General features: G+C 64.1%; 25 protein-coding genes. 16 read left to right on the forward strand and 9 right to left on the reverse strand.

Features of this window, described 5'->3' with window-relative positions; translation table 11 throughout:
* Positions 1-113: 113 nt before the first annotated feature.
* Both KVG96_RS23945 and KVG96_RS23950 read right to left on the reverse strand, forming a co-directional pair.
* A complete protein-coding gene (locus tag KVG96_RS23945; RefSeq protein WP_217894279.1) occupies positions 114-1,334 on the reverse strand; it encodes a CaiB/BaiF CoA transferase family protein in 1,221 nt (406 codons plus the stop codon).
* Between the two features lie 13 nt (positions 1,335-1,347).
* Positions 1,348-2,529 (reverse strand): acyl-CoA dehydrogenase, encoded by a 1,182-nt coding sequence (locus KVG96_RS23950; RefSeq protein WP_085579505.1) that lies wholly within the window; start codon positions 2,527-2,529, stop codon positions 1,348-1,350.
* 158 nt (positions 2,530-2,687) lie between these two features.
* On the opposite strand from KVG96_RS23950, the gene KVG96_RS23955 reads away from it, so the two are divergent.
* The 11 genes from KVG96_RS23955 (at position 2,688) to KVG96_RS24005 (ending at position 12,794) form a co-directional block, all read left to right on the forward strand.
* Positions 2,688-3,587 carry a LysR family transcriptional regulator gene (locus tag KVG96_RS23955; protein WP_217894280.1) on the forward strand — a complete coding sequence of 300 codons (900 nt, stop codon included), beginning with the start codon at positions 2,688-2,690 and terminating at the stop codon, positions 3,585-3,587.
* 434 nt (positions 3,588-4,021) lie between these two features.
* A complete protein-coding gene (locus tag KVG96_RS23960) occupies positions 4,022-5,143 on the forward strand; it encodes a Re/Si-specific NAD(P)(+) transhydrogenase subunit alpha (RefSeq protein WP_217894281.1) in 1,122 nt (373 codons plus the stop codon).
* Between the two features lie 15 nt (positions 5,144-5,158).
* Complete coding sequence (locus tag KVG96_RS23965) at positions 5,159-5,482, forward strand: NAD(P) transhydrogenase subunit alpha part 2 (RefSeq protein WP_085579499.1); 324 nt, start codon at positions 5,159-5,161, stop codon at positions 5,480-5,482.
* A complete protein-coding gene (locus tag KVG96_RS23970; protein ID WP_217894282.1) occupies positions 5,482-6,915 on the forward strand; it encodes an NAD(P)(+) transhydrogenase (Re/Si-specific) subunit beta in 1,434 nt (477 codons plus the stop codon). Before KVG96_RS23965 ends, KVG96_RS23970 begins: the two co-directional genes overlap by 1 nt.
* 215 nt (positions 6,916-7,130) lie before the next feature.
* Positions 7,131-8,624 (forward strand): succinyl-CoA:acetate CoA-transferase ScpC, encoded by a 1,494-nt coding sequence (gene scpC, locus KVG96_RS23975; RefSeq protein ID WP_085579495.1) that lies wholly within the window; start codon positions 7,131-7,133, stop codon positions 8,622-8,624.
* Between the two features lie 321 nt (positions 8,625-8,945).
* Positions 8,946-9,161, forward strand: coding sequence for a DUF1127 domain-containing protein (locus tag KVG96_RS23980; protein WP_085579493.1), 216 nt, complete (start codon positions 8,946-8,948; stop codon positions 9,159-9,161).
* Positions 9,162-9,415: 254 nt separating this feature from the next.
* Positions 9,416-9,622 (forward strand): DUF1127 domain-containing protein, encoded by a 207-nt coding sequence (locus KVG96_RS23985; protein WP_217894283.1) that lies wholly within the window; start codon positions 9,416-9,418, stop codon positions 9,620-9,622.
* 134 nt (positions 9,623-9,756) lie between these two features.
* Positions 9,757-10,074 (forward strand): DUF2388 domain-containing protein, encoded by a 318-nt coding sequence (locus tag KVG96_RS23990; RefSeq protein ID WP_217894284.1) that lies wholly within the window; start codon positions 9,757-9,759, stop codon positions 10,072-10,074.
* A gap of 105 nt (positions 10,075-10,179) precedes the next feature.
* Positions 10,180-10,488 carry a DUF2388 domain-containing protein gene (locus KVG96_RS23995; RefSeq protein ID WP_217894285.1) on the forward strand — a complete coding sequence of 103 codons (309 nt, stop codon included), beginning with the start codon at positions 10,180-10,182 and terminating at the stop codon, positions 10,486-10,488.
* Between the two features lie 27 nt (positions 10,489-10,515).
* Positions 10,516-10,836, forward strand: coding sequence for a DUF2388 domain-containing protein (locus KVG96_RS24000; protein ID WP_065260625.1), 321 nt, complete (start codon positions 10,516-10,518; stop codon positions 10,834-10,836).
* The gene (locus KVG96_RS24005; RefSeq protein ID WP_217894286.1) at positions 10,833-12,794 is read left to right on the forward strand and encodes a DUF7844 domain-containing protein; all 1,962 of its coding nucleotides are present in this window, start codon (positions 10,833-10,835) and stop codon (positions 12,792-12,794) included. The genes KVG96_RS24000 and KVG96_RS24005 overlap by 4 nt, the downstream gene beginning before the upstream one ends.
* Before the next feature lie 109 nt (positions 12,795-12,903).
* Here KVG96_RS24005 and trpA read toward each other — a convergent pair whose 3' ends face one another.
* Positions 12,904-13,716, reverse strand: a complete 813-nt coding sequence (trpA, locus tag KVG96_RS24010) for a tryptophan synthase subunit alpha (RefSeq protein ID WP_217894287.1) — start codon at positions 13,714-13,716, stop codon at positions 12,904-12,906.
* Positions 13,716-14,948 (reverse strand): tryptophan synthase subunit beta, encoded by a 1,233-nt coding sequence (gene trpB / locus KVG96_RS24015; protein ID WP_217894288.1) that lies wholly within the window; start codon positions 14,946-14,948, stop codon positions 13,716-13,718. The genes trpA and trpB overlap by 1 nt, the downstream gene beginning before the upstream one ends.
* A gap of 113 nt (positions 14,949-15,061) precedes the next feature.
* Between trpB and KVG96_RS24020 the strand changes: the two genes are divergently transcribed.
* Positions 15,062-15,979 carry a LysR family transcriptional regulator gene (locus KVG96_RS24020; RefSeq protein ID WP_217894289.1) on the forward strand — a complete coding sequence of 306 codons (918 nt, stop codon included), beginning with the start codon at positions 15,062-15,064 and terminating at the stop codon, positions 15,977-15,979.
* On the opposite strand, the gene KVG96_RS24025 is transcribed toward KVG96_RS24020, so the two are convergent.
* The gene (locus tag KVG96_RS24025; RefSeq protein ID WP_085630422.1) at positions 15,952-16,278 is read right to left on the reverse strand and encodes an ElaB/YgaM/YqjD family protein; all 327 of its coding nucleotides are present in this window, start codon (positions 16,276-16,278) and stop codon (positions 15,952-15,954) included. The two genes, KVG96_RS24020 and KVG96_RS24025, sit on opposite strands and share 28 nt — an antisense overlap.
* 157 nt (positions 16,279-16,435) lie before the next feature.
* Here KVG96_RS24025 and KVG96_RS24030 point away from each other — a divergent pair, with 157 nt between their 5' ends.
* Both KVG96_RS24030 and KVG96_RS24035 read left to right on the forward strand, forming a co-directional pair.
* Positions 16,436-16,651: a dodecin gene (locus tag KVG96_RS24030; protein WP_217894290.1), complete on the forward strand. Its 216-nt coding sequence runs from the start codon at positions 16,436-16,438 to the stop codon at positions 16,649-16,651.
* 127 nt (positions 16,652-16,778) lie between these two features.
* Complete coding sequence (locus tag KVG96_RS24035) at positions 16,779-17,003, forward strand: DUF1161 domain-containing protein (protein ID WP_217894291.1); 225 nt, start codon at positions 16,779-16,781, stop codon at positions 17,001-17,003.
* 71 nt (positions 17,004-17,074) lie between these two features.
* Here KVG96_RS24035 and KVG96_RS24040 read toward each other — a convergent pair whose 3' ends face one another.
* Entirely contained in the window at positions 17,075-18,076 is a 1,002-nt protein-coding gene (locus tag KVG96_RS24040; RefSeq protein ID WP_217894292.1) for an LLM class flavin-dependent oxidoreductase, read from the reverse strand.
* 256 nt (positions 18,077-18,332) lie between these two features.
* Between KVG96_RS24040 and KVG96_RS24045 the strand changes: the two genes are divergently transcribed.
* Positions 18,333-18,566 carry a DUF1161 domain-containing protein gene (locus KVG96_RS24045; protein WP_217894293.1) on the forward strand — a complete coding sequence of 78 codons (234 nt, stop codon included), beginning with the start codon at positions 18,333-18,335 and terminating at the stop codon, positions 18,564-18,566.
* Between the two features lie 6 nt (positions 18,567-18,572).
* On the opposite strand, the gene KVG96_RS24050 is transcribed toward KVG96_RS24045, so the two are convergent.
* Complete coding sequence (locus KVG96_RS24050) at positions 18,573-18,992, reverse strand: PA0061/PA0062 family lipoprotein (RefSeq protein ID WP_085579466.1); 420 nt, start codon at positions 18,990-18,992, stop codon at positions 18,573-18,575.
* A 40-nt stretch (positions 18,993-19,032) separates the two neighbouring features.
* The gene (locus KVG96_RS24055; RefSeq protein WP_217894294.1) at positions 19,033-19,455 is read right to left on the reverse strand and encodes a PA0061/PA0062 family lipoprotein; all 423 of its coding nucleotides are present in this window, start codon (positions 19,453-19,455) and stop codon (positions 19,033-19,035) included.
* A gap of 58 nt (positions 19,456-19,513) precedes the next feature.
* On the opposite strand from KVG96_RS24055, the gene KVG96_RS24060 reads away from it, so the two are divergent.
* Positions 19,514-20,605 (forward strand): aminopeptidase, encoded by a 1,092-nt coding sequence (locus tag KVG96_RS24060; protein WP_217894295.1) that lies wholly within the window; start codon positions 19,514-19,516, stop codon positions 20,603-20,605.
* An 83-nt stretch (positions 20,606-20,688) separates the two neighbouring features.
* Here the strand turns inward: KVG96_RS24060 and KVG96_RS24065 are convergent, their stop codons facing one another.
* The gene (locus KVG96_RS24065) at positions 20,689-21,339 is read right to left on the reverse strand and encodes an HAD family hydrolase (protein WP_217894296.1); all 651 of its coding nucleotides are present in this window, start codon (positions 21,337-21,339) and stop codon (positions 20,689-20,691) included.
* Positions 21,340-21,342 lie beyond the last annotated feature (3 nt).

The following is a 21,342-nucleotide window of genomic DNA, read 5'->3' on the forward strand; positions in this document are numbered from 1 at the left end:
AGCCGTCAACCGTTAATTTCACTTTTCTTTCAACAACTTGCAGATTGATCAAAAAGCATCCAGAAACACCCTGTATAGCGGCCGGACAACTCGACCTCTATATAGAAGAACGATCACAGCACCCCGCTCTCCTTCAATCCGGCGACCGCATCGGCTTCCAGGCCCAGCACCCGCTGCAATACCTCGAGCGTATGCTCGCCCAATAGCGGCGGCGCCCGACGATACTCCACCGGAGTCTGCGACAACCGGATCGGGCTCGCGACCTGCGGCACCTTCCCAGCCAGCGCATGGGGCAGATCAATCGCCAACCCACGGGACTTCACCTGCGGATCCTCGAACACCTGCGACAGGTCATTGATCGGCCCGCACGGCACGCCGGCCTGCTCCAACTGGGCCACCCACTCGGCCGTCGTTTTGAACACCGTCGCCTGACGGATCAGCGGAATCAGCACCGCCCGGTTCGCCACCCGCTGCTTATTGGTGGCGAAGCGAGGGTCATCCGCCCACTGCGGCTGCCCGGCCACTTCGGCGAATTTGCGGAACTGGCCGTCATTACCCACCGTCAGGATGAAATCACCATCGGCCGTAGGAAAATCCTGATACGGCACGATATTGGGGTGCGCATTCCCCAGGCGCTTGGGCGCATTGCCCGTGGTCAGGTAGTTCATCGCCTGGTTCGCCAGGCACGCCACCTGCACGTCGAGCAATGCCATGTCGATGTGTTGCCCACCCCCTTCCTGATCACGGTGAGCCAGCGCCGCCAGGATCGCGACCGTCGAGTAGAGCCCGGTCAGGATATCCGTCAGCGCGACGCCGACCTTCACAGGCCCGGCGCCCTCATCACCCTCAGGTCGGCCGGTCAGGCTCATCAAGCCGCCCAGGCCCTGGATCATGAAGTCATAACCGGCGCGCTTGGCGTACGGGCCGGTCTGGCCGAACCCGGTGATCGAGCAATAGATCAGGTTTGGGTTGATGGCCTTCAGCGATGCGTAATCCAGGCCGTAGGCCGCCAGCCCGCCCACCTTGAAGTTCTCGATGAGGATGTCGGACTTGGCGGCCAGCTCCCGAACCAGCTTCTGCCCTTCCGGGCGGGTGAAATCGATGGTCACCGATTGCTTGTTGCGGTTGGCCGACAGGTAATAGGCCGCCTCGGAGGTGTTCTCGCCGTAGGCATCCTTAAGGAAGGGCGGCCCCCAGGCGCGGGTGTCGTCACCGTTGCCCGGACGCTCGACCTTGATCACCTCGGCGCCAAGGTCGGCCAATATCTGCCCAGCCCACGGGCCCGCCAACACTCGCGACAAATCCAGAACCCGCAGATGAGACAGCGCACCCATGCTCGCTCTCCTATTAATAGAACGCCTGCAGGCCGGTCTGCGCACGCCCCAGGATCAGCGCGTGGACGTCGTGGGTGCCTTCATAGGTGTTGACCACTTCCAGGTTGACCAGGTGGCGGGCCACACCAAACTCATCGGAGATCCCGTTGCCGCCGAGCATGTCACGGGCCATGCGCGCGATCTCCAGGGACTTGCCGCAGGAGTTGCGCTTCATGATCGAGGTGATTTCGACGGCCGCCGTGCCTTCGTCCTTCATGCGGCCCAGACGCAGGCAACCTTGCAGGGCCAGGGTGATTTCGGTCTGCATGTCCGCCAGCTTCTTCTGGATCAGTTGGGTGGCGGCCAACGGGCGGCCGAACTGCTGACGGTCGAGGGTGTACTGACGGGCCGTGTGCCAGCAGAACTCGGCGGCGCCCAGTGCGCCCCAAGAGATGCCGTAACGCGCCGAGTTGAGGCAGGTGAACGGGCCTTTGAGGCCACGCACGTCCGGGAAGATGTTCTCTTCCGGCACGAACACGTTGTCCATGACGATCTCGCCGGTGATCGAAGCGCGCAGGCCGACCTTGCCGTGAATGGCAGGCGCGCTCAGGCCTTTCCAGCCCTTCTCCAGCACGAAGCCGCGGATGTCGCCGGCATCGTCCTTGGCCCAGACCACGAACACGTCGGCGATCGGGCTGTTGGTGATCCACATCTTGGCGCCGGTCAGGCTGTAGCCGCCGTCGACCTTGCGTGCACGGGTAATCATCGCGCCCGGGTCGGAACCGTGGTTCGGCTCGGTCAGGCCGAAGCAGCCGATCCATTCGCCGGAAGCCAGCTTCGGCAGGTACTTCTGCTTCTGCGCTTCGGTGCCGAACTCGTTGATCGGCACCATCACCAGCGAAGACTGCACGCTCATCATCGAGCGGTAGCCGGAATCGACGCGCTCGACTTCACGGGCAATCAGGCCGTAGCTCACATAGTTCAGGCCGCTGCCGCCGTACTGCTCGGGAATGGTCGCACCCAGCAGGCCGACTTCGCCCATTTCGCGGAAAATCGCAGGATCGGTCTGCTCATGGCGAAAAGCCTCCAGCACTCGCGGCGCGAGGCTCTGCTGGGCGAACTGCTCGGCGCTGTCGCGGATCATGCGCTCTTCTTCGGTGAGCTGTTGATCCAGCAGCAGGGGATCGATCCAGTTGAAGCTAGCTTTACCGCCCATGAGTGAGTCCTCGCAAATCGGGTGAATTGACGTGGCATTGATCCTAGGCTCGGTTCGCCGTCGCGGCAAACGAGGATTTCGCATCCTGTTGTGCTAATTTCTCACTCCGTAACATCGCCAGATGCCTTTCGTACGATGTATTAGTGAGGTTGACGTACATGCGCAGAAAGATCCCCAGCACCACGGCCCTCATCAGCTTTGAAGCCGCCGCCCGGCACGAGAGCTTCACCAAGGCCGCCGAAGAACTTTCCCTCACCCAGGGCGCCATTTGCCGACAGATCGCCAGCCTGGAGGAGTTCCTCAGCGTTGAACTGTTCCGACGTTCGCGGCGCGGCGTGAAACTCACCGAAGCAGGGCTTTCCTACAGCCGCCGGGTCGCCACGCAACTGGATGCCGTCGAGCGCGACACGTTGTCGGTGATGGGCCAGCAGGGCGCCAACGTGATCGAACTGGCGGTGGTGCCCACCTTCGGCACCCAATGGCTGCTGCCCCGGCTCAAGGACTTCCAGCTCAAGCATCCGGAGGTGACCGTCAACCTGACCAACCGTACCCGACCGTTCCTGTTCGCCGACACCGACTTCGACGCCGCGATCTACTTCGGTGACGCGGACTGGTCCGGTACGGAATCCCACAGGCTGATGGGCGAGAATCCGATGCCGGTGTGCAGCCCGGCCCTACTCGGCCACAAGGCGCACCTGACGCCGGACGAGATCGCCGAACTGCCCCTGCTGCAGCAGACCACCCGCCCGTATGCCTGGCGCCAGTGGTTCAACTCACAGCACCTGAATGTGCCCCGCGACATGACAGGCCCGCGCTACGAGCTATTCTCCATGCTTGCCCAGGCCGCCATGCACGACATGGGCATCGCGCTGATTCCGCCGTTCCTGATCCAGCGCGAACTGGCCGAGAAACGCTTGGTGATCGCCAACCCGAATGCGCTCTCCAGCATCAAGGCGTATTACCTGATGATTCCGGAGCGAAAAGTGGAATCGGCTTCACTGAAGGCATTTCGCGACTGGCTGGTGAATCAGGCGCACGGCTACAGCCTAGAAGAATAAAGGCTTTCAGCAATTGCTGACCTCGTAGTCAATAAAATTGAAGCCCTACAGATATAAGTATTTGTCGCAAATCCGCAGACTGTATCCGAAAGTCGTACAGACGTCCCACAGGCGCCTGACGACGTGGCTTTGCGCCACCCAATGCGACTCATCACGGCCCATTCACGCCACCGATGAGATTTTTTTGCAAATTCAGCCAGAATCCTTGAAAGGCACGGCCTGCAAGGGATTCAGCTGGCCATCTGCGACATTCGGTCACGGGATGACTTGTAGTTAATTTTCCGTCACCCGTCATAATCCCTTGAAGGGCATAAACTTCGCCTGCAAAATGCCGCGCCCCGCCTTGATTCGGCGGGGCCGTGCTGATCGGCCGCCCCAGCCGCACCATCCGAAGTGCATGGGTTTACTCAATAAGATCACGCAGGAGATTTGACGTGCACATTGGTGTTCCTCTCGAAACCCAGACCGGTGAAACACGGGTTGCTGCAACCCCGGAAACCATCAAGAAGCTGATCGGCCAAGGTCATAAGGTCACTGTGCAAAGCGGCGCCGGCATCAAGGCCAGTGTCGTGGACAGTGCCTATGAGGCGGCAGGCGCAACCATCGGCAGCGCCAACGACGCGTTCGGCGCCGAACTGATCCTCAAGGTGGTCGCCCCCAGCGACGCCGAACTGGCGCTGATCAAGCGCGGGACGGTGCTGGTGGGCATGCTCAACCCCTTCAGCAACGAAACCATCGCCAAAATGGCCGAGTGCGGCATCACTGCGTTCGCCCTGGAAGCGGCGCCGCGCACCTCTCGGGCCCAGAGCCTGGACGTGCTGTCGTCCCAGGCGAACATCGCCGGTTACAAGGCGGTGCTGCTGGCCGCCCACTACTACCCGCGCTTCATGCCGATGCTGATGACAGCGGCCGGCACCGTGAAAGCGGCGCGCGTGCTGATCCTGGGCGCAGGCGTGGCCGGGCTGCAGGCGATCGCCACGGCGAAACGTCTGGGAGCGGTGATCGAAGCGTCTGACGTGCGCCCTGCCGTCAAGGAGCAGATCGAGTCCCTCGGCGCCAAGTTCGTCGACGTACCCTACGAGACCGACGAGGAGCGCGAATGCGCGGTCGGCGTCGGCGGTTACGCCCGTCCGATGCCGGCGAGCTGGATGCAGCGCCAGGCCCAGGCCGTGCACGAACGCGCAAAGCAGGCCGACATCGTCATCACCACAGCACTGATTCCGGGGCGCAAGGCGCCGACGCTGCTGAGCGCCGAAACCGTCGCGCAGATGAAGCCAGGTTCCGTGGTCATCGACCTGGCGGCGGCCCAAGGCGGCAACTGCCCGCTGACCGTGGCCGACCAGGTCGTGGTGAACAGCGGCGTGACCATCGTCGGCCCGACCAACCTGGCCGGTGAGGTCGCGGCGGACGCCTCGGCGCTGTACGCCCGCAACCTGCTGGACTTCCTGAAGCTGGTCTTCACCAAGGAAGGCCAGTTCGAAGTGAACCTCGAAGACGACATCGTCGCCGCGTGCCTGATGTGCCGCGACGGCCAAGTCATCCGCAAAAACGCCTAAGCAGGGATTCAGACGATGGAAGAGCTTATCTCCCCCGGTATCTACAACCTGATCATCTTCGTGCTGGCGATCTATGTCGGTTACCACGTGGTCTGGAACGTTACGCCCGCGCTGCACACGCCGCTGATGGCGGTGACCAACGCCATTTCGGCGATCGTGATCGTCGGCGCCATGCTCGCCGCCGCCCTGACCATCACCCCGCTCGGCAAGGCCATGGGCACCCTCGCCGTGGCGCTGGCGGCGGTCAACGTGTTCGGTGGCTTCCTGGTCACCCGCCGCATGCTTGAGATGTTCAAGAAGAAAGCCCCGAAAGCCGCACAAGAAGAGGCGCCGAAGTAATGAGCATGAATCTCGTCACGACGCTCTACCTGATCGCGTCGATCTGCTTCATCCAGGCCCTCAAGGGCCTGTCGCACCCGACCACGTCGCGCCGCGGCAACCTGTTCGGCATGCTCGGCATGGCGCTGGCGATCCTCACGACCGTGGGCCTCATCTACAAGCTGGGCGCTGAGCTGGCCACCGCCGGCATCGGTTACGTGATCGTCGGTCTGCTGATCGGCGGCACCGCCGGTTCGATCATGGCCAAGCGCGTCGAAATGACCAAGATGCCGGAGTTGGTCGCGTTCATGCACAGCATGATCGGCCTGGCGGCGGTATTCATCGCCATCGCGGCGGTGGTCGAGCCGCAGTCGCTGGGCATCGTCAAGCATCTGGGCGACCCGATCCCGGCGGGCAACCGTCTGGAGCTGTTCCTCGGTGCCGCCATCGGTGCGATAACCTTCTCCGGTTCGGTGATCGCCTTCGGCAAGCTGTCGGGCAAGTACAAGTTCCGTCTGTTCCAGGGTGCACCGGTACAGTTCGGCGGGCAGCATAAGCTGAACCTGCTGCTGGGCCTGGCCACGCTGGCGCTCGGCGTGACCTTCATGCTCACCGGCAACCTGGCCGCGTTCGCGCTGATGCTGGCCCTGGCGTTCGTCATGGGCGTGCTGATCATCATCCCGATCGGCGGCGCCGACATGCCGGTGGTGGTGTCGATGCTCAACAGCTATTCGGGCTGGGCGGCGGCGGGCATCGGCTTCTCGCTGAACAACTCGATGCTGATCATCGCCGGTTCGCTGGTGGGCTCCAGCGGTGCGATCCTGTCGTACATCATGTGCAAGGCCATGAACCGCTCCTTCTTTAATGTACTGTTGGGCGGTTTCGGCAATACCGCCGACGCCGGCCCTGCCGGCTCGAAAGAGGCGCGCCCGGTGAAGTCCGGTTCGGCCGACGACGCCACCTTCCTGCTGACCAACGCCGACACCGTGATCATCGTGCCGGGCTACGGCCTGGCGGTGGCCCGTGCCCAGCATGCGCTGAAGGAGCTGACCGAGAAGCTGACCCACCACGGCGTGACCGTGAAGTACGCGATCCACCCGGTGGCCGGCCGGATGCCGGGGCACATGAACGTACTGCTGGCGGAAGCCGAAGTGCCGTACGACCAAGTGTTCGAGATGGAAGACATCAACTCCGAGTTCGGCCAGGCCGACGTGGTGCTGGTGCTCGGCGCCAACGACGTGGTCAACCCGGCCGCCAAGAACGATCCGAAATCGCCGATCGCCGGCATGCCGATCCTCGAGGCGTTCAAGGCCAAGACCATCATCGTCAACAAGCGTTCGATGGCCAGCGGCTATGCCGGTCTGGACAACGAACTGTTCTACCTGGACAAGACCATGATGGTGTTCGGCGACGCGAAAAAGGTCATCGAAGACATGGTCAAAGCGGTCGAGTAACCCTCTTGCGCAACACCAAAACGCCCCGCTGAGTCGGGGCGTTTTCGTTGGCGCAGATCGTTGGACAATTTGCCGCGTTGTTACCGATCCGGTAACGGTGTTTTACTTGAAACCCGCTAAATAGACGCCTCTTTTGCGACCTTGGTAGCGGGACAGGCGTTCGCGAAATTCAATAGACTGCGCATCCTGCTACTCGCTGCCCGAGATAAAAATCCATGTACCGTGACCGTATTCGCCTGCCTTCGTTGTTGGATAAAGTGATGAGCGCCGCCGAGGCCGCCGCTCTGATTGAGGACGGCATGACCGTCGGCATGAGCGGCTTCACCCGCGCCGGCGAAGCCAAGGCCGTCCCCCACGCACTGGCCGAGCGGGCCAAGGTCACGCCGCTGAAGATCAGCCTGATGACCGGCGCGAGCCTGGGCAACGACCTCGACAAGCAACTGACCGAGGCCGGCGTGCTGTCGCGGCGCATGCCGTTCCAGGTCGACAGCACCCTGCGCAAGGCGATCAACGCCGGCGAGGTGATGTTCATCGACCAGCACCTGTCGGAAACCGTCGAGCAACTGCGCAACCAGCAGCTCAAGCTGCCGGACATCGCCGTGATCGAAGCCGTGGCCATCACCGAGCAGGGCCACATCGTGCCGACCACCTCCGTGGGCAACTCGGCGAGCTTCGCGATCTTCGCCAAGCAGGTGATCGTCGAGATCAACATGGCGCACAACGCCAACCTCGAAGGCCTGCATGACATCTATATCCCGACCTACCGTCCGACCCGTACGCCGATCCCGCTGGTGAAGGTCGACGACCGCATCGGCAGCACCGCGATCCCGATCCCGGCGGAGAAGATCGTCGGCATCGTCATCACCCAACAGCCGGATTCGCCGTCCACCGTGCTGCCGCCGGACGCCGACACCAAGGCCATCGCCGACCACCTGATCGCGTTCTTCAAGCAGGAAGTCGACGCAGGGCGCATGACCGACAAGCTCGGCCCGCTGCAGGCCGGCATCGGCAGCATCGCCAACGCGGTGATGTGCGGGCTGATCGATTCGCCGTTCCACGACCTGACCATGTACTCCGAAGTGCTGCAGGACTCGACCTTCGACCTGATCGACGCCGGCAAGCTGAGCTTCGCCTCGGGCAGTTCGATCACCCTGTCCGAACGCCGCAACAGTGATGTGTTCGGCAACCTGGAACGGTACAAGGACAAACTGGTGCTGCGGCCCCAGGAAATCTCCAACCACCCCGAAGTGGTGCGGCGCCTGGGCATCATCGGCATCAACACGGCGCTGGAGTTCGACATCTACGGCAACGTCAACTCCACCCACGTCTGCGGCACGCGGATGATGAACGGCATCGGCGGCTCCGGCGACTTCGCACGCAACGCCCACTTGGCGGTATTCGTGACCAAGTCGATCGCCAAGGGCGGCGCGATCTCCAGCGTGGTGCCGATGGTCAGCCACGTCGACCACACCGAGCATGACGTCGACATCCTGGTCACCGAGATCGGCCTGGCCGACCTGCGCGGCCTGGCCCCGCGCGAGCGCGCCCGGGCGATCATCGACAACTGCGTGCATCCGGACTACCGACAAGCGCTGAACGACTACTTCACCGCCGCCTGCGCCATCGGCGGCCACACGCCGCACATTCTGCGGGACGCCCTGAGCTGGCACATGAACCTGGAAGAAACCGGGCGCATGCTGGCTGTGTAATCCACACAGATCTCCCGCTGACGCAAACACAGTTTTCGTCAGCGGGAGATTGCAAACATCTCAACCGACAAAAACTGTACTGCTGTACTGGTACTTTTCAGCTGTTTTCCCCACGCCTTCCTCTACGAACGAGCCAAAACGCACCAATCAGGTGCGGACAGGTACAGTTTGCTCGATTTTGACCCGTACACCCCCTATAAACAGTTAACTGGTCACTCACAATACAGGTGAACTGTATCTACAGAGACTGGCCAAACGAGAGGATCATGGGCACCAGTTAAACCACTACCTGATCCCGCCACAAGCGGAAGGATGACCACCATGGAACGTACACTCAGTTCCGAACTGTTCTTCGAAGACAAAGCCGTAAAATCCCAGGCTTCCATGCCTCTGCGCGTTCTCGCCAACCTGATGCTGTGGCAGCGCCGCATCTCCAGCCGCCACCAACTGGCCCGTCTGGATTCGCGTCTGCTGGCTGACGCCGGTATCAGCGAAGCACAACGCTACGAAGAGCTCAGCAAGCCGTTCTGGCGCTAAGCAGCGTCGCTGGCCCTGGTCGCACGACCCACCGCCAGCACCCGAATTGAACAGACAAGGCCCGTCGCGGGAAACCGCGACGGGCCTTGTCGTTTGGGCGCGCCAAAATTCACGGAACAGGTGCATGCCACAAATACAGGTACAGTTTTAAATAATCCATAACTGAACCAGTACAATTCAGCTTCGGTGTGTCTGCTCCATTCACGCCACTCGGTTCAACATGACCTCCTCTCCCGCCGCCAAAGGAACAGGTCATGAATGAGTTACAGGAAGTATCCAAAGCACAGCGCCGGCCCTGCGCGCAACGTCCGTTTGCGCGGCTGCTCAATAAGCTGCTGCAAGGGCTGGAACGCGCCAGAACCCGGCGCCTGCTGGCCGGGCTCGATGGCCGGGATCTCGCCGACCTGGGCCTCAGCCACGCCGAGCGGCTGAATGAAATGGATAAGCCCTTCTGGCGCTAGCACTCTGCCCACTGGGCGAATCCGGTGCGCCAGCCTAATATCCACGCAGAACGTGGCGAATGCTGTGCGATCGGCGTCTGACCCCCAGACACCGTGCCACCTCTCAATACGGTTTAATCCACAGGAGTTCTCCCATGTCCCCTCTTCGCCTGCTCAGCGCTGCCGCCCTGCTGGCCGTCGCCGCCAATGCCAGCGCCACCAGCTTCATCGTCACCACCGATGCCGTGGTCGGCGCACTCAAGTCCTCCTCCGACGCCACCTCCGACGTCACTTCGTCCTTTCGCGACGACAAGATCGTCCTGGCCGCCCGTGACGACGCCGCCAGCTTCGTGGCCAGCGAAGGCGACATCCGCGGCGTGAAGCTGGAAAGCGCCCTGGACCACATCCGCCACCAGGCACCGCAACTGAACGCCACCGACGCGCAGCTGGCCCAGGCCATCCTGACCCTCTGAATCCGTTGCATCATGGGACACGCCAGCCGTGTCCCGATGTTTCGGCGCTGGCTCTGGCCCGGGCGTTGCGTTAGCCTTCGGGCTCTTCAACCGCAGTCGAGCCCCATGCGTTCTCTTGCCAATCTGCTTGTCCCCTCCGTCCTGACGGCAGCCTGCTGGGCCCCACCGGCCAACGCCTTCGATGTGTCCACGCAGAACACCGTGGTCAGCGTCTACGCCACCGGCATGGTGTCTTCCGCGCCGTTCGACCGTAAACTGCTGCTCGCCGCGCACGACGATGCCGCGGCCTTCGTTGCCAGTGACGGCGAACTGCTAGGCGCCCGGCTGGAATCCGCACTGCATTACCTGCGCAAATCCCGGCCCAAACTTCATGTCAGTGACCTTGAACTGGCACAGGCAATTCTCGTCCAATAGTCATTCATGTCCTTTCGGAGTCGTTCCATGCGTAGCCCGCTGATTGCTGCCGCCCTTGGCCTGCTGTTGTTGGCCGATATGGCCCAGGCGCACACCCTGGTAGCCACCAGTAACATCATTGTCCGCGCCTCCCAGCGCACCATCGATTTCACCTCTGACACCACCACGTCGATCCGCGATTCGAAGATCATCCGCGAAGCCCATGACGACGCCGCCAGCTTCGTCGCCAGCAACGGCGACATCCGTGGCGCGCACCTGGAAGCCGCACTCAATACCTTGCGCACCCGCGTTCCGGAAGCCCGTGACGCCAGCGACCAGGTCCTGGCCGAAGCCATCCTCGCACTGTGAAGTCACTCGGCACCTGGCTGCTGGCCGGGGCGCTGTTGCTGACCGGCCACAGCGCCCACGCCGGCCTGCAACTGCGGCTCAAGACCGACGGCCTGAGCCCCGCCCAACAACAAGCCAGCCAGGCGCTGCTCGATGAAGCCATGCAGGCGCTGCCGCCCAGCTTCATCGAACGGCTGGACCGGCGGATCGACGTCGGCTGGACCGACGACATGCCTGGCAACGCCTACGGCCAGGCCACGCTGGTGGCCGAACTGGACCTGAACCGTAAACTGCTGGCGGGCCTCGCCGACGGCAGTGCCGCCAAGGAAAAGACCGGCCGTCCCCACGGCACCGTCCGCCAGGAACTGCTGGCCACGGTGCTGCACGAAATCACCCATATCTACGACCGTGCCCGGCTGTGGCCCGCCGCCGAACGCACGCTGATCCAGCGCTGCACCCGGCGCAACGACAGCAGCGGCCTGGTCGGCCTCCCCGATGAATGCCGCGGCCAGAACGGCCGCCGCTTCACCTTGAGCGACGATCCCCGCCTGCTGGATCTCGCCGGCTGGCAGCAATACGTCGGCCGCCGCGGCGAGCGCGAGCAACACAACCGGCAGATCGCCCGCAGCCCGGACCTGTACGAGACCTCCAGCCCCAAGGAGTTCGTCGCGGTCAACATGGAGTACTTCCTCCTCGACCCGAGCTATGCCTGCCGCCGCCCCGCACTGTACCGCTACTACAAGGAACACTTCGGCTGGGCGCCGCCCGCCAGGGACACGTGCGCCAAGACCTTCGCCTTCCTCAATGCCGGCAACGACTTCGCCAAGCAGCCGCTGGGCCAGGTCGACCCGGAACGGGTCTACGCCGTCGACTACCTGCTGGCCGAGGCCAACCAGAACTGGGTCAGCCGCTGGGGCCACAGCATGCTGCGCCTGGTGATCTGCGCACCCGGTCGGCCCCGCGGCCCGGACTGCCGGCTGGACCTGGACCAGCACCTGGTGCTGTCGTACCGCGCCTTCGTCGGCGACGTGCAACTGTCGAGCTGGGATGGTCTGGTGGGCAAATACCCGTCGCGGCTGTTCGTGCTGCCGCTGGCGCAGGTGATCGACGAATACACCAAGACCGAACTGCGCAGCCTGGCCTCGGTGCCGCTGAACCTGTCGCGCAGCGAAATCGAAGACGTGGTCGAGCACGCCGCCGAGATGCACTGGAGCTACGACGGCAACTACTTCTTCCTGTCCAACAACTGCGCGGTGGAAAGCCTGAAACTGCTGCGCAGCGGCAGCCACAACGCCCAGCTCACCGGCCTGGACAGCATCATGCCCAACGGCCTGCTGGAAGTGCTCAAGGGGCGGGGCCTGGCAGACACCCGTGTGCTCGACGACCCCAAGGAAGCCCTGCGCCTGGGCTATCGCTTCGACTCGTTCCGCGAGCGCTATCAGGCGATGTTCGATGTCTTGAAGAAACAGTTGCCGATCCCGCAGACCACCGTCGAAGACTGGCTGTCGCTGTCCGCCGAAGAACGCCGGCCATGGTTCGAGCGCGCCGACCTGCGCACCAGCGCCGCGTTGCTGCTGCTGGAGCAGGCCAGTTTCCGCCGCCAGTTGCTGCTGGCCCAGGATGAGGTGAAGCAGCGCTATCTCGGTGCCCGGGAACTGGAGAACGGCGGCATGGAAAAGGCCAACGCCACCCTGCAGCAGATCCTCGCCAACAGCGGCTTCCTCAGCCGTCCGGCGGAACTGCTCGACTCCCGAGGCTACGGCCTGCCGCAGCCGAGCGAGTTCAGCCGGCTGGAGGCCGAAAGCAGCCAGCGCCAAAAGCAGCTGCTGGCGCTGAGCGGTGACCTGGACAAGGAAGTGCGGGCCTTGCTGGAGCCCAAGCGCGCTGCGGAGATCGCGGCCAGCGAGGCCAATGTGAAGCAGATCGGCGAGCATCTGCGCAAACTGCACAAGGCAGCGGGCGGGCTGGAGTTGCCTTGACTGGCCTCGCGCCTGGCCGAACGGAAAAATGGGATCCGGAGCTTGGCCCCGGATCCCTTTTTATTGCCTGATCAGACGATGAGCGCCCCCTCTACCGGGAGCCTTTCCCTCAACGGATGCGCGCCTTGCGCACGCCTTCGGCCAGCGAAGCGCACAAGCCCAGCACACCGTCGACCGCCTGCGTCGGCGTCTGCGCATTGGCGATGTGGTCGATCAGCGCCGACCCCACCACGACACCGTCGGCCAGGCGCGCGATGGATGCCGCCTGCTCCGGGGTACGGATGCCGAAACCGATGCTGATCGGCAGGTCGGTGTGGCGACGCAGGCGCGCCACCGCTTCTTCGACATGCTCCAGCGTCGCGGCGCCGGCACCGGTCACGCCGGCCACCGACACGTAGTAGACGAAGCCGGAGCTGCCGTTGAGCACCTTCGGCAGGCGCGCGTCGTCGGTGGTCGGGGTGGTCAGGCGGATGAAGTCCAGGCCTGCCGCCTGCGCCGGGTCGCACAGTTCGGCGTTGTGCTCGGGCGGCATGTCGACCACGATCAGGCCGTCGACGCCGGCCTCGTTGGCGTCGCTGATGAAGCGCTCCACGCCGTATTTGTGGATCGGGTTGAAGTAGCCCATCAGCACCAGCGGCGTGTCGCTGTTGCCCTGGCGGAACTCGCGCACCATCTGCAGGGTTTTCGCCAGGTTCTGCTTGGCGCCCAGCGCACGGATGTTGGCCAGCTGGATCGCCGGGCCGTCGGCCATCGGGTCGGTGAACGGCATGCCCAGCTCGATCACGTCGGCGCCGGCGGCCGGCAGGCCCTTGAGGATCGCCAGCGAGGTGTCGTAGTCCGGGTCGCCGGCGGTGATGAAGGTCACCAGCGCGGCGCGGTTTTCCTGCTTGAGGGCGGCAAAACGGGTTTGCAGGCGGCTCATCAGTGTTTCTCCTGCGTCGATTGTTCCATGTGGTGCATGACGGTCTGCATGTCCTTGTCGCCGCGGCCGGACAGGTTGATCACCATCAGGTGATCCTTCGGCAACTTGGGCGCGCGCTTGAAGGCTTCGGCCAGGGCGTGGGAGCTTTCCAGGGCCGGGATGATCCCTTCCAGGCGGCAGCACTGGTGGAAGGCGGCCAGGGCTTCGTCGTCGGTCACCGAGGTGTACTGGACGCGGCCGATGTCATGCAGCCAGGCATGTTCGGGGCCGATGCCCGGGTAGTCGAGGCCGGCGGAGATCGAGTGGGCATCGATGATCTGGCCGTCGTCGTCCTGCAGCAGGAAGGTGCGGTTGCCGTGCAGCACGCCCGGTACGCCGCCGTTGAGGCTGGCCGCGTGCTTGCCGGTCTCGATGCCGTAGCCGGCGGCTTCGACGCCGACGATCTCGACGCTCTTGTCGTCGAGGAACGGGTGGAACAGGCCCATGGCGTTGGAGCCGCCGCCGATGCACGCCACCAGACTGTCCGGCAGGCGGCCTTCCTGGGCTTGCAGCTGGTCGCGGGTTTCCTTGCCGATGACGGCCTGGAAGTCACGCACCATCGCCGGGTACGGGTGCGGCCCGGCCACGGTGCCGATCAGGTAGAAGGTGTTGTCGACATTGGTCACCCAGTCGCGCAGCGCTTCGTTCATCGCGTCCTTCAGGGTGCCGGTGCCGGCGACCACCGGGATCACCTCGGCGCCCAACAGCTTCATGCGGAACACGTTGGCCTGCTGGCGCTCGATGTCGGTGGTGCCCATGTAGATCACGCAGTCCAGACCGAAGCGCGCAGCCACGGTGGCGGTGGCCACGCCGTGCATGCCGGCGCCGGTCTCGGCGATGATGCGTTTCTTGCCCATGCGCCGCGCCAGCAGGATCTGGCCGATGCAGTTGTTGATCTTGTGCGCGCCGGTGTGGTTCAGCTCTTCGCGCTTGAGGTAGATCTTGGCGCCGCCGCAGAACTCGGTCAGGCGTTCAGCGAAGTACAGCGGGCTCGGACGTCCGACGTAGTCGCGCTGGAAGTAGGCCAGTTCCTCTTTGAAGGCCGGATCTTCCTTCGCCGCTTCGTATTCGCGGGCCAGGTCGAGGATCAGCGGCATCAGGGTCTCGGCGACGTAACGGCCGCCGAACGCGCCGAACAGGCCGTTGTCGTCCGGGCCGCTGCGCAGGTTGGAGGTGTTCGAAGTCTGGGTCATGGATGACTCCCGGTGAATTCGCCTAAGGGACAATGGCGTTCACTCTACCCCTGACGATCCGGGCTGAAAACCGATAAGATCGCCGCAACCTGTCAGGAAAACTCACAGATAAAATGAGCCATGACCTCCCCCCGCTGAACGCCCTGCGCGCCTTCGAGGCCACTGCCCGGCTGAACAGCGTCAGCCAGGCCGCCGAGCAGCTGCACGTCACTCACGGCGCCGTCAGCCGCCAGCTCAAGGTGTTGGAAGAGCACTTGGGCGTGAGCCTGTTCGTCAAGGAAGGGCGCGGCCTGAAACTCACAGATGCCGGCGTCCGGCTGCGGGACGCCAGCGGCGAAGCCTTCGAGCGGCTGCGCAACGTGTGCGCCGAACTCAGCCAGAGCACCGCCGACGCACCGTTCGTGCTCGGCTGCTCCGGCAGCCTGCTGGCACGTTGGTTCATTCCGCGGCTGGGACGGCTGAACGCGGATCTTCCGGACTTGCGCCTGCACCTGTCGGCCGGCGAAGGCGACCTCGACCCCCGGCGCCCCGGCCTCGACGCCCTGCTGCTGTTCGCCGAGCCGCCGTGGCCGGCGGACATGCAGGTCTACGAGCTGGCCGCCGAGCGCATCGGCCCGGTCATGAGCCCGCTGTTCAGCGGCGCCGCCAGGCTGCAAGGCGCACCGGCCGAGGCCCTGCTGGGCGAGCCGTTGCTGCACACCACCTCACGTCCGCAGGCCTGGCCGGCCTGGGCACGGCAAAGCCGCCTCGACGCCAAGGCGCTGAAGCTGGGGCAAGGTTTCGAGCATCTGTATTACTTGCTGGAGGCGGCGGTCGCCGGCCTCGGCGTCGCCATCGCACCGGAACCGCTGGTGGCGGAAGACTTGAGGGCCGGGCGCCTGATCGCGCCGTGGGGCTTTTGCGAAACCCCGGCGCGACTGGCCCTGTGGCTGCCCAAGCGCGCCGCCGACGGGCGCGCCCGGCAATTGGCGCAGTGGCTGAAGAACGAGCTGCGCCAGCCCGATCACTCGCCGCGCTTGAACAGCAGGTAAGCGGCGAGCAGGCCCAATGCGCCGACCGCCACACCGGCGGTCGTCCAGGGATGCTCCTGCGCGTAGTCGCGGGTGGCGATCCCGGTCTCGCGGGTCTTGGTCTTGACCTCTTCATAGGCGTCGCTGAGCAGGCTGCGCGAGTGCCGCAACGCACTTTCGGCATTGCCCTTGAGTGCCTTGAGGGTCTTGCGCGACTCGTCCGAAGCGTCGTCCTTCAGGCTCTCCAGCGACTTGAGCAGACTCTCGATCTCGGCTTCCATGCTTTGCAGCGAAGCTTTGCGTAACGAGGTGTTGGCCATGGTGGTTCTCCTGCATTGGTGAGAAACGGCGTGTGATGGTTGGGACTTCGCCCGTCCCGGAAAGTGCAGAAAATCTGAGCCGACTCCCCCGCCGGCATGCCGGAACCGACACGGCAAATCGCTGCTAGGCTCAATGGCACACTTCAAGGAGAGCGCCATGAGCGACCATCACACCTACAAGAAGATCGAGCTGGTCGGTTCGTCCACCAGCAGCATCGAAGACGCCATCAACAACGCGCTGGCCGAGGCCAGCAAGAGCGTCAAGTACATGGAATGGTTCGAAGTGACCGAGACCCGCGGCCACATCAAGGACGGCAAGGCCGCCCATTTCCAGGTGACCTTAAAGGTCGGCTTCCGGATTGCCAGCAGCTGAGTTTGGGCTACGCTTCTGAACTTGCGCGCTGGCCGAGTGCCATAGGAATGGCAAAGCGCTACAGGGCGAGCGCACCGGACGAACGCTCCGGTGCCGTCTCTTTCGATCCGACCAGGGAGTGCAACCGATGAAGAAGTTCATGTTGGCGGTAGGTTTGTTGAGCCTTGCGGGTGGCGCATTCGCTGCCGGCAAGCCGTGTGAGGAACTGAAGGCCGAGATCGCGGCCAAGCTGGATGCCAAGGGCGTTTCCGGCTATTCGCTGGAGATCGTGGACAAGGGGGCGGCGGCAGGCGGGAAGGTCGTCGGCAAATGTGAGGCCGGCGCCAAGGAAATCGTCTACAAGCGAGGCTGACGGCGCCCGAAAATCAAAAGCCGACGCAATGCGTCGGCTTTTTTGTGGCCTGCGTTCCCAGTGAAACGGACTCAGCCCTTCATCACCTGCGCCAACAGCTCGTAGGAATGCAGGCGGTCGGCGTGCTCGTACAGATCGCAAGTGAAGATCAGCTCATCGGCCTGGGTCTGCTCGACCAGCACCTCCAGCTTCGCGCGGATCTTCTGCGGGCTGCCGACCATCGCCAGGCCGAGGAAGTCCCCCACCGCCTCGCGCTCGTGGGGCAGCCACAGGCCGTCCATGGTCTTCACCGGCGGACGCTGCACCAGGCTTTGCCCGCGCATCAGCGCCAGGATCCGCTGGTACACCGACGTGGCCAGGTAATCGGCCTGCTCGTCGGTGTCGGCCGCCACCAGCGGCACGCCCAGCATCACGTACGGTTTGTCGAGCACCGCCGACGGCTGGAAGTGATTGCGGTAGACGCGGATCGCCTCGTGCATGTAGCGCGGGGCGAAGTGCGAAGCGAAGGCGTAAGGCAGGCCCCGCTGGCCCGCCAGTTGCGCACTGAACAGGCTGGAGCCCAGCAGCCACACCGGCACCTGGGTGCCGGTGCCCGGCATTGCGATCACCCGTTGGTCCGGAGTGCGCGGGCCGAGGTAGCGCACCAGTTCGGCGACGTCCTCGGGAAAATCGTCGGCGCTGCCCGAACGCTCGCGGCGCAAGGCCCGGGCGGTCATCTGGTCGGAACCGGGCGCACGGCCCAGGCCCAGGTCGATCCGGCCCGGATACAGGCTCTCCAGGGTGCCGAACTGCTCGGCGATCACCAGCGGCGCATGGTTGGGCAGCATCACCCCGCCGGAGCCGACGCGGATGCTCGACGTGCCGCCCGCCAAATAGGCCAGCAGCACCGAGGTGGCGGAACTGGCGATGCCGTCCATGTTGTGGTGCTCGGCGACCCAGAACCGGGTGTAACCGAACTTCTCCACGTGCCGGGCCAGGTCCAGCGAGTTGCGCAGCGACTGGCCGGGGCTGCCGTTCTCGCGCACCGGCACCAGATCGAGGGTGGAAAACTTTACGTCGGACAGTTGCTTCATAAAGTGCGTCTCCGGGTAAGGGTGCAGGTTCATCCATGCGAACGCCGGCCTGCCCCGTTCATAGGCGTGTCCTGTGCAATGAGGGCATATACCCGAGTTTCAATAGCCGACCGGAAAATTCCTACTAAAAAAGTCAACGATTCTCATGGAGCAGAGGTTTGAGCCGGGTCAGAACCTGCCCGGCCAAACGGTGGTCGAATGGTTGACCGCAGCCTTCGCGCATCTTCGTGCGCGCTGCGTCGAGGGAGCTTCAACCATGAAACGTTTTGCTGTGGCGGTGTTCGGTCTGACCCTGGCCAGCGCGGTGCTGGCCGCCCCGAAACCCTGCGAGGAACTCAAGGCCGAGATCGAAGCCAAGATCCAGGCCCAGGGCGTGACCTCCTACACCCTGGAGATTGTCACCAACGACGAAGTCCACGATCAGAACATGGTCGTCGGCTCGTGCGAAAACGGCACGAAGAAGATCATCTACCAGAAGAACGACCGCTGATCCGGGCTAGATGATGCAGTTGACCTCGCGATCCTCGGCGACGATTTCCCGCTTGGCGTTGTACAGCCGGGCGCTCGGCGTGAAGGCCAGGGAGCGGCCTTCGAGCAGGTAGCGCTGGCCCGCCTCGAAATGGTCGTAGCGGATGGTCAGGTAGCACAGGCGCTCGACGGGCCCGGTCATCAGGCTGCCGCCGCCGCCGAACACTTCGAAGTCGAAGCGCACCCGCAGTTCGTGGCTGCCGGGCGTGACCTGAAAGAAGCGCCCGTCCCTCAGGCGCTGGTTGTCGAGCCGCTCGGCCATCAGCAGTTTGCCGCCGGGGGTGGGCGTCGAGAAGTCGACCCAGGCCATCGCGGGATCGACCGGCGGCATCGGCGTCTGGCAACCGGCGATCAGGCCGGCCGCCAGCAACAGCATCAACGTGCGCATGATGTATGTCCGTGGATTCGGGCATCCAGCATAACGCCGATCAGGTGCGCTGACAGCCCGCCGGCTTGGCCTGCCCCACTACCTTGCGCTGCTGATCGTACAGTTTGGCCCACGGCCGGAAACCGATGTTGCCGGCCTGCAACTGATAGCGCTCGCCTGCGTTGAAGTCCTTGAAGGTCAGGCTCAACCGGCAATCGCGCCACAACGGCTCGGCATCCGGGCCGATGTTGGTCGCTTCCACCGGGAACTGGTAACGCACCTTCAGCTCATGGCTGCCGGGCTGCACTTCGAAATATCGTTTGTCGACCGCTGCCCTGGCGTCGACCTCCAGTGCCTGCAGTGCCGTGTCCTGCTGGCGGGACTCCAGGTCGATCCAGGCTTGCGAAGGGTCGGGGGCGGGCATGCCGAATCCGGCACAGCCGGCCAGCGTCATCAGGCTGGCGGTCAGCATCAACTTGCGCATGGCGAAGCTCCTATGGGCGGGATAGTCTTGCGGGCAGACTGTCCGGGGGTTTCTTATTTTGTTCAGGCCGCTACCCAGCCTTGGGTTACTTGATCGCGTTTTGCGGATTTTGTTTCCGGGTGTTTTGCTTTTGCTGCTCAACGGTTGCGCAAGCGTCAGTTACTACAGCCAGTTGGCCGGCGGTCAGCTGCAGCTGCTGCGGGCCCGGGAGCCGGTCGCCGAGGTGATCGCCGACCCCGCCCGCGACCCCAAGCTGCGCGCGCACCTGGCCGAGTCGCAGAAAGCCCGGGACTTCGCCAGCCGCCACCTGCACCTGCCGGACAACCAGAGCTACCGGCTCTACGCCGACATCGGCCGGCCGTTCGTGGTGTGGAACGTGTTCGCCACCCCGGAATTCTCCTTGAACCCGCAGAACCACTGCTTCCCCATCGCCGGGTGCGTGGCCTACCGCGGCTACTACAGCCAGGGGGCGGCCCGGGGCGAAGCGGCGATCCAGCGCCTCAAGGGCCTGGATGTGTCGATCGGCGGCGTCGAGGCCTACTCGACCCTGGGCTGGTTCAACGACCCGATCCTCAATTCGATGACGGGCTGGGGCGACGAGCGTCTGGCCACGCTGATCTTTCACGAACTGGCCCACCAGCGCTTCTATGTGCAGGACGACACCGAATTCAACGAGTCCTTCGCCACCTTCGTCGAGCAGGAAGGCACGCGGCAGTGGCGGGCGTTCCGGGGGCTGGCGCCGGACAACGGCTCGCGTCTTGCGCAGCGCGACCAGTTCATCGGCCTGATCCTCGACACCCGGGCCCGCCTGGAAGCGCTCTACGCACAACCGCTGACGGCCGAGGTCATGCGCGAGCGCAAGGCCGAGGCGTTCGAACGGTTTCGCCGGGATTACCGGGCCCTGCGTGACCGGCAGTGGGCCGGAGACAAGCGCTACGACGCGTGGGTGAACGCGCCGCTGAACAATGCGCGGCTGTTGCCGTTCGGGCTGTATGACCAGTGGGTGCCGGCGTTTGCGGCGCTGTTCAGGCAGGTGGGTGGGGATTGGGTGAGGTTTTACGCCGAGGTCGAAAAGTTAGGCAAATTGGGCGCAGCTGAGCGCAAGTCGGCGCTCAAGGCCTTGGCGAACCCTGAATCCTCCGCCGGCTGAACCGGCCTCATCGCCAGCAGGCTGGCTCCCGCAGAAACGCCTCGCGACGCGTGGGCGCCAGCCTGCTGGCGATGGTTGACCGGTCAGCGGCGCAGGAACGCCTGATGCAGCTCGGCCAGCGTCTCGAAGTGATAGGCCGGCGCCTCGGCGCTCAGTTCCTCATGGCTGCCGAACCCATAGCCCACCGCCGCCGCGTCCAGCCCGTTGCGGCGTGCGCCGATCAGGTCGTGCTTGCGGTCGCCGATCATCAGCGTCTGCGAAGGATCCAGCCCTTCTTCGGCCATCAGGTGGGCGATCAGCTCGACCTTGTCGGTGCGGGTGCCGTCCAGTTCGCTGCCGTAGATCACCTTGAAGTGCCGGGCGAAGTCGAAATGACGGGCGATCTCCCGGGCGAACACCCACGGTTTGGAGGTCGCGATGTACAACTGCCGGCCTTGCCCGCCCAGGGTTTCCAGCAAGGGCATGACACCGTCGAACACCCGGTTCTCGTAGAGGCCGGTGACCTTGAAGCGCTCACGGTAGAAATTCACCGCGTCCCACGCCTTGGCCTCGTCGAATCCGTAGAACTGCATGAACGCCTGCAGCAGCGGCGGGCCGATGAAGTGTTCCAGCTTGCTCAGGTCCGGCTCGTCGATGCCAAGCCTGGCCAAGGCGAACTGGATGGAGCGGGTGATGCCCTCGCGCGGGTCGGTCAGGGTGCCGTCGAGGTCGAACAGTACGGTCTGGTAATGCATGAA

It is taken from the genome of Pseudomonas ekonensis, from assembly GCF_019145435.1.
Lineage (GTDB): Bacteria > Pseudomonadota > Gammaproteobacteria > Pseudomonadales > Pseudomonadaceae > Aquipseudomonas > Aquipseudomonas ekonensis.

Excerpts from the sequence above, each read along its gene's own strand:
- trpB (WP_217894288.1), bottom strand. The coding sequence starts at position 14,948 with ATGACCCAGACTTCGAACACCTCCAACCTGCGCAGCGGCCCGGACGAC.
- KVG96_RS24050 (WP_085579466.1), bottom strand. The coding sequence starts at position 18,992 with ATGCGCACGTTGATGCTGTTGCTGGCGGCCGGCCTGATCGCCGGTTGC.
- KVG96_RS24025 (WP_085630422.1), bottom strand. The coding sequence starts at position 16,278 with ATGGCCAACACCTCGTTACGCAAAGCTTCGCTGCAAAGCATGGAAGCC.
- KVG96_RS24035 (WP_217894291.1), top strand. The coding sequence starts at position 16,779 with ATGAAGAAGTTCATGTTGGCGGTAGGTTTGTTGAGCCTTGCGGGTGGC.
- KVG96_RS23945 (WP_217894279.1), bottom strand. The coding sequence starts at position 1,334 with ATGGGTGCGCTGTCTCATCTGCGGGTTCTGGATTTGTCGCGAGTGTTG.
- KVG96_RS24000 (WP_065260625.1), top strand. The coding sequence starts at position 10,516 with ATGCGTAGCCCGCTGATTGCTGCCGCCCTTGGCCTGCTGTTGTTGGCC.
- scpC (WP_085579495.1), top strand. The coding sequence starts at position 7,131 with ATGTACCGTGACCGTATTCGCCTGCCTTCGTTGTTGGATAAAGTGATG.
- KVG96_RS23965 (WP_085579499.1), top strand. The coding sequence starts at position 5,159 with ATGGAAGAGCTTATCTCCCCCGGTATCTACAACCTGATCATCTTCGTG.
- KVG96_RS23990 (WP_217894284.1), top strand. The coding sequence starts at position 9,757 with ATGTCCCCTCTTCGCCTGCTCAGCGCTGCCGCCCTGCTGGCCGTCGCC.
- KVG96_RS24045 (WP_217894293.1), top strand. The coding sequence starts at position 18,333 with ATGAAACGTTTTGCTGTGGCGGTGTTCGGTCTGACCCTGGCCAGCGCG.
- KVG96_RS24055 (WP_217894294.1), bottom strand. The coding sequence starts at position 19,455 with ATGCGCAAGTTGATGCTGACCGCCAGCCTGATGACGCTGGCCGGCTGT.
- KVG96_RS23950 (WP_085579505.1), bottom strand. The coding sequence starts at position 2,529 with ATGGGCGGTAAAGCTAGCTTCAACTGGATCGATCCCCTGCTGCTGGAT.
- KVG96_RS23985 (WP_217894283.1), top strand. The coding sequence starts at position 9,416 with ATGAATGAGTTACAGGAAGTATCCAAAGCACAGCGCCGGCCCTGCGCG.
- KVG96_RS24065 (WP_217894296.1), bottom strand. The coding sequence starts at position 21,339 with ATGCATTACCAGACCGTACTGTTCGACCTCGACGGCACCCTGACCGAC.
- KVG96_RS24030 (WP_217894290.1), top strand. The coding sequence starts at position 16,436 with ATGAGCGACCATCACACCTACAAGAAGATCGAGCTGGTCGGTTCGTCC.
- KVG96_RS23995 (WP_217894285.1), top strand. The coding sequence starts at position 10,180 with ATGCGTTCTCTTGCCAATCTGCTTGTCCCCTCCGTCCTGACGGCAGCC.
- KVG96_RS23970 (WP_217894282.1), top strand. The coding sequence starts at position 5,482 with ATGAGCATGAATCTCGTCACGACGCTCTACCTGATCGCGTCGATCTGC.
- KVG96_RS24020 (WP_217894289.1), top strand. The coding sequence starts at position 15,062 with ATGAGCCATGACCTCCCCCCGCTGAACGCCCTGCGCGCCTTCGAGGCC.
- KVG96_RS23955 (WP_217894280.1), top strand. The coding sequence starts at position 2,688 with ATGCGCAGAAAGATCCCCAGCACCACGGCCCTCATCAGCTTTGAAGCC.
- KVG96_RS23980 (WP_085579493.1), top strand. The coding sequence starts at position 8,946 with ATGGAACGTACACTCAGTTCCGAACTGTTCTTCGAAGACAAAGCCGTA.
- KVG96_RS24040 (WP_217894292.1), bottom strand. The coding sequence starts at position 18,076 with ATGAAGCAACTGTCCGACGTAAAGTTTTCCACCCTCGATCTGGTGCCG.
- trpA (WP_217894287.1), bottom strand. The coding sequence starts at position 13,716 with ATGAGCCGCCTGCAAACCCGTTTTGCCGCCCTCAAGCAGGAAAACCGC.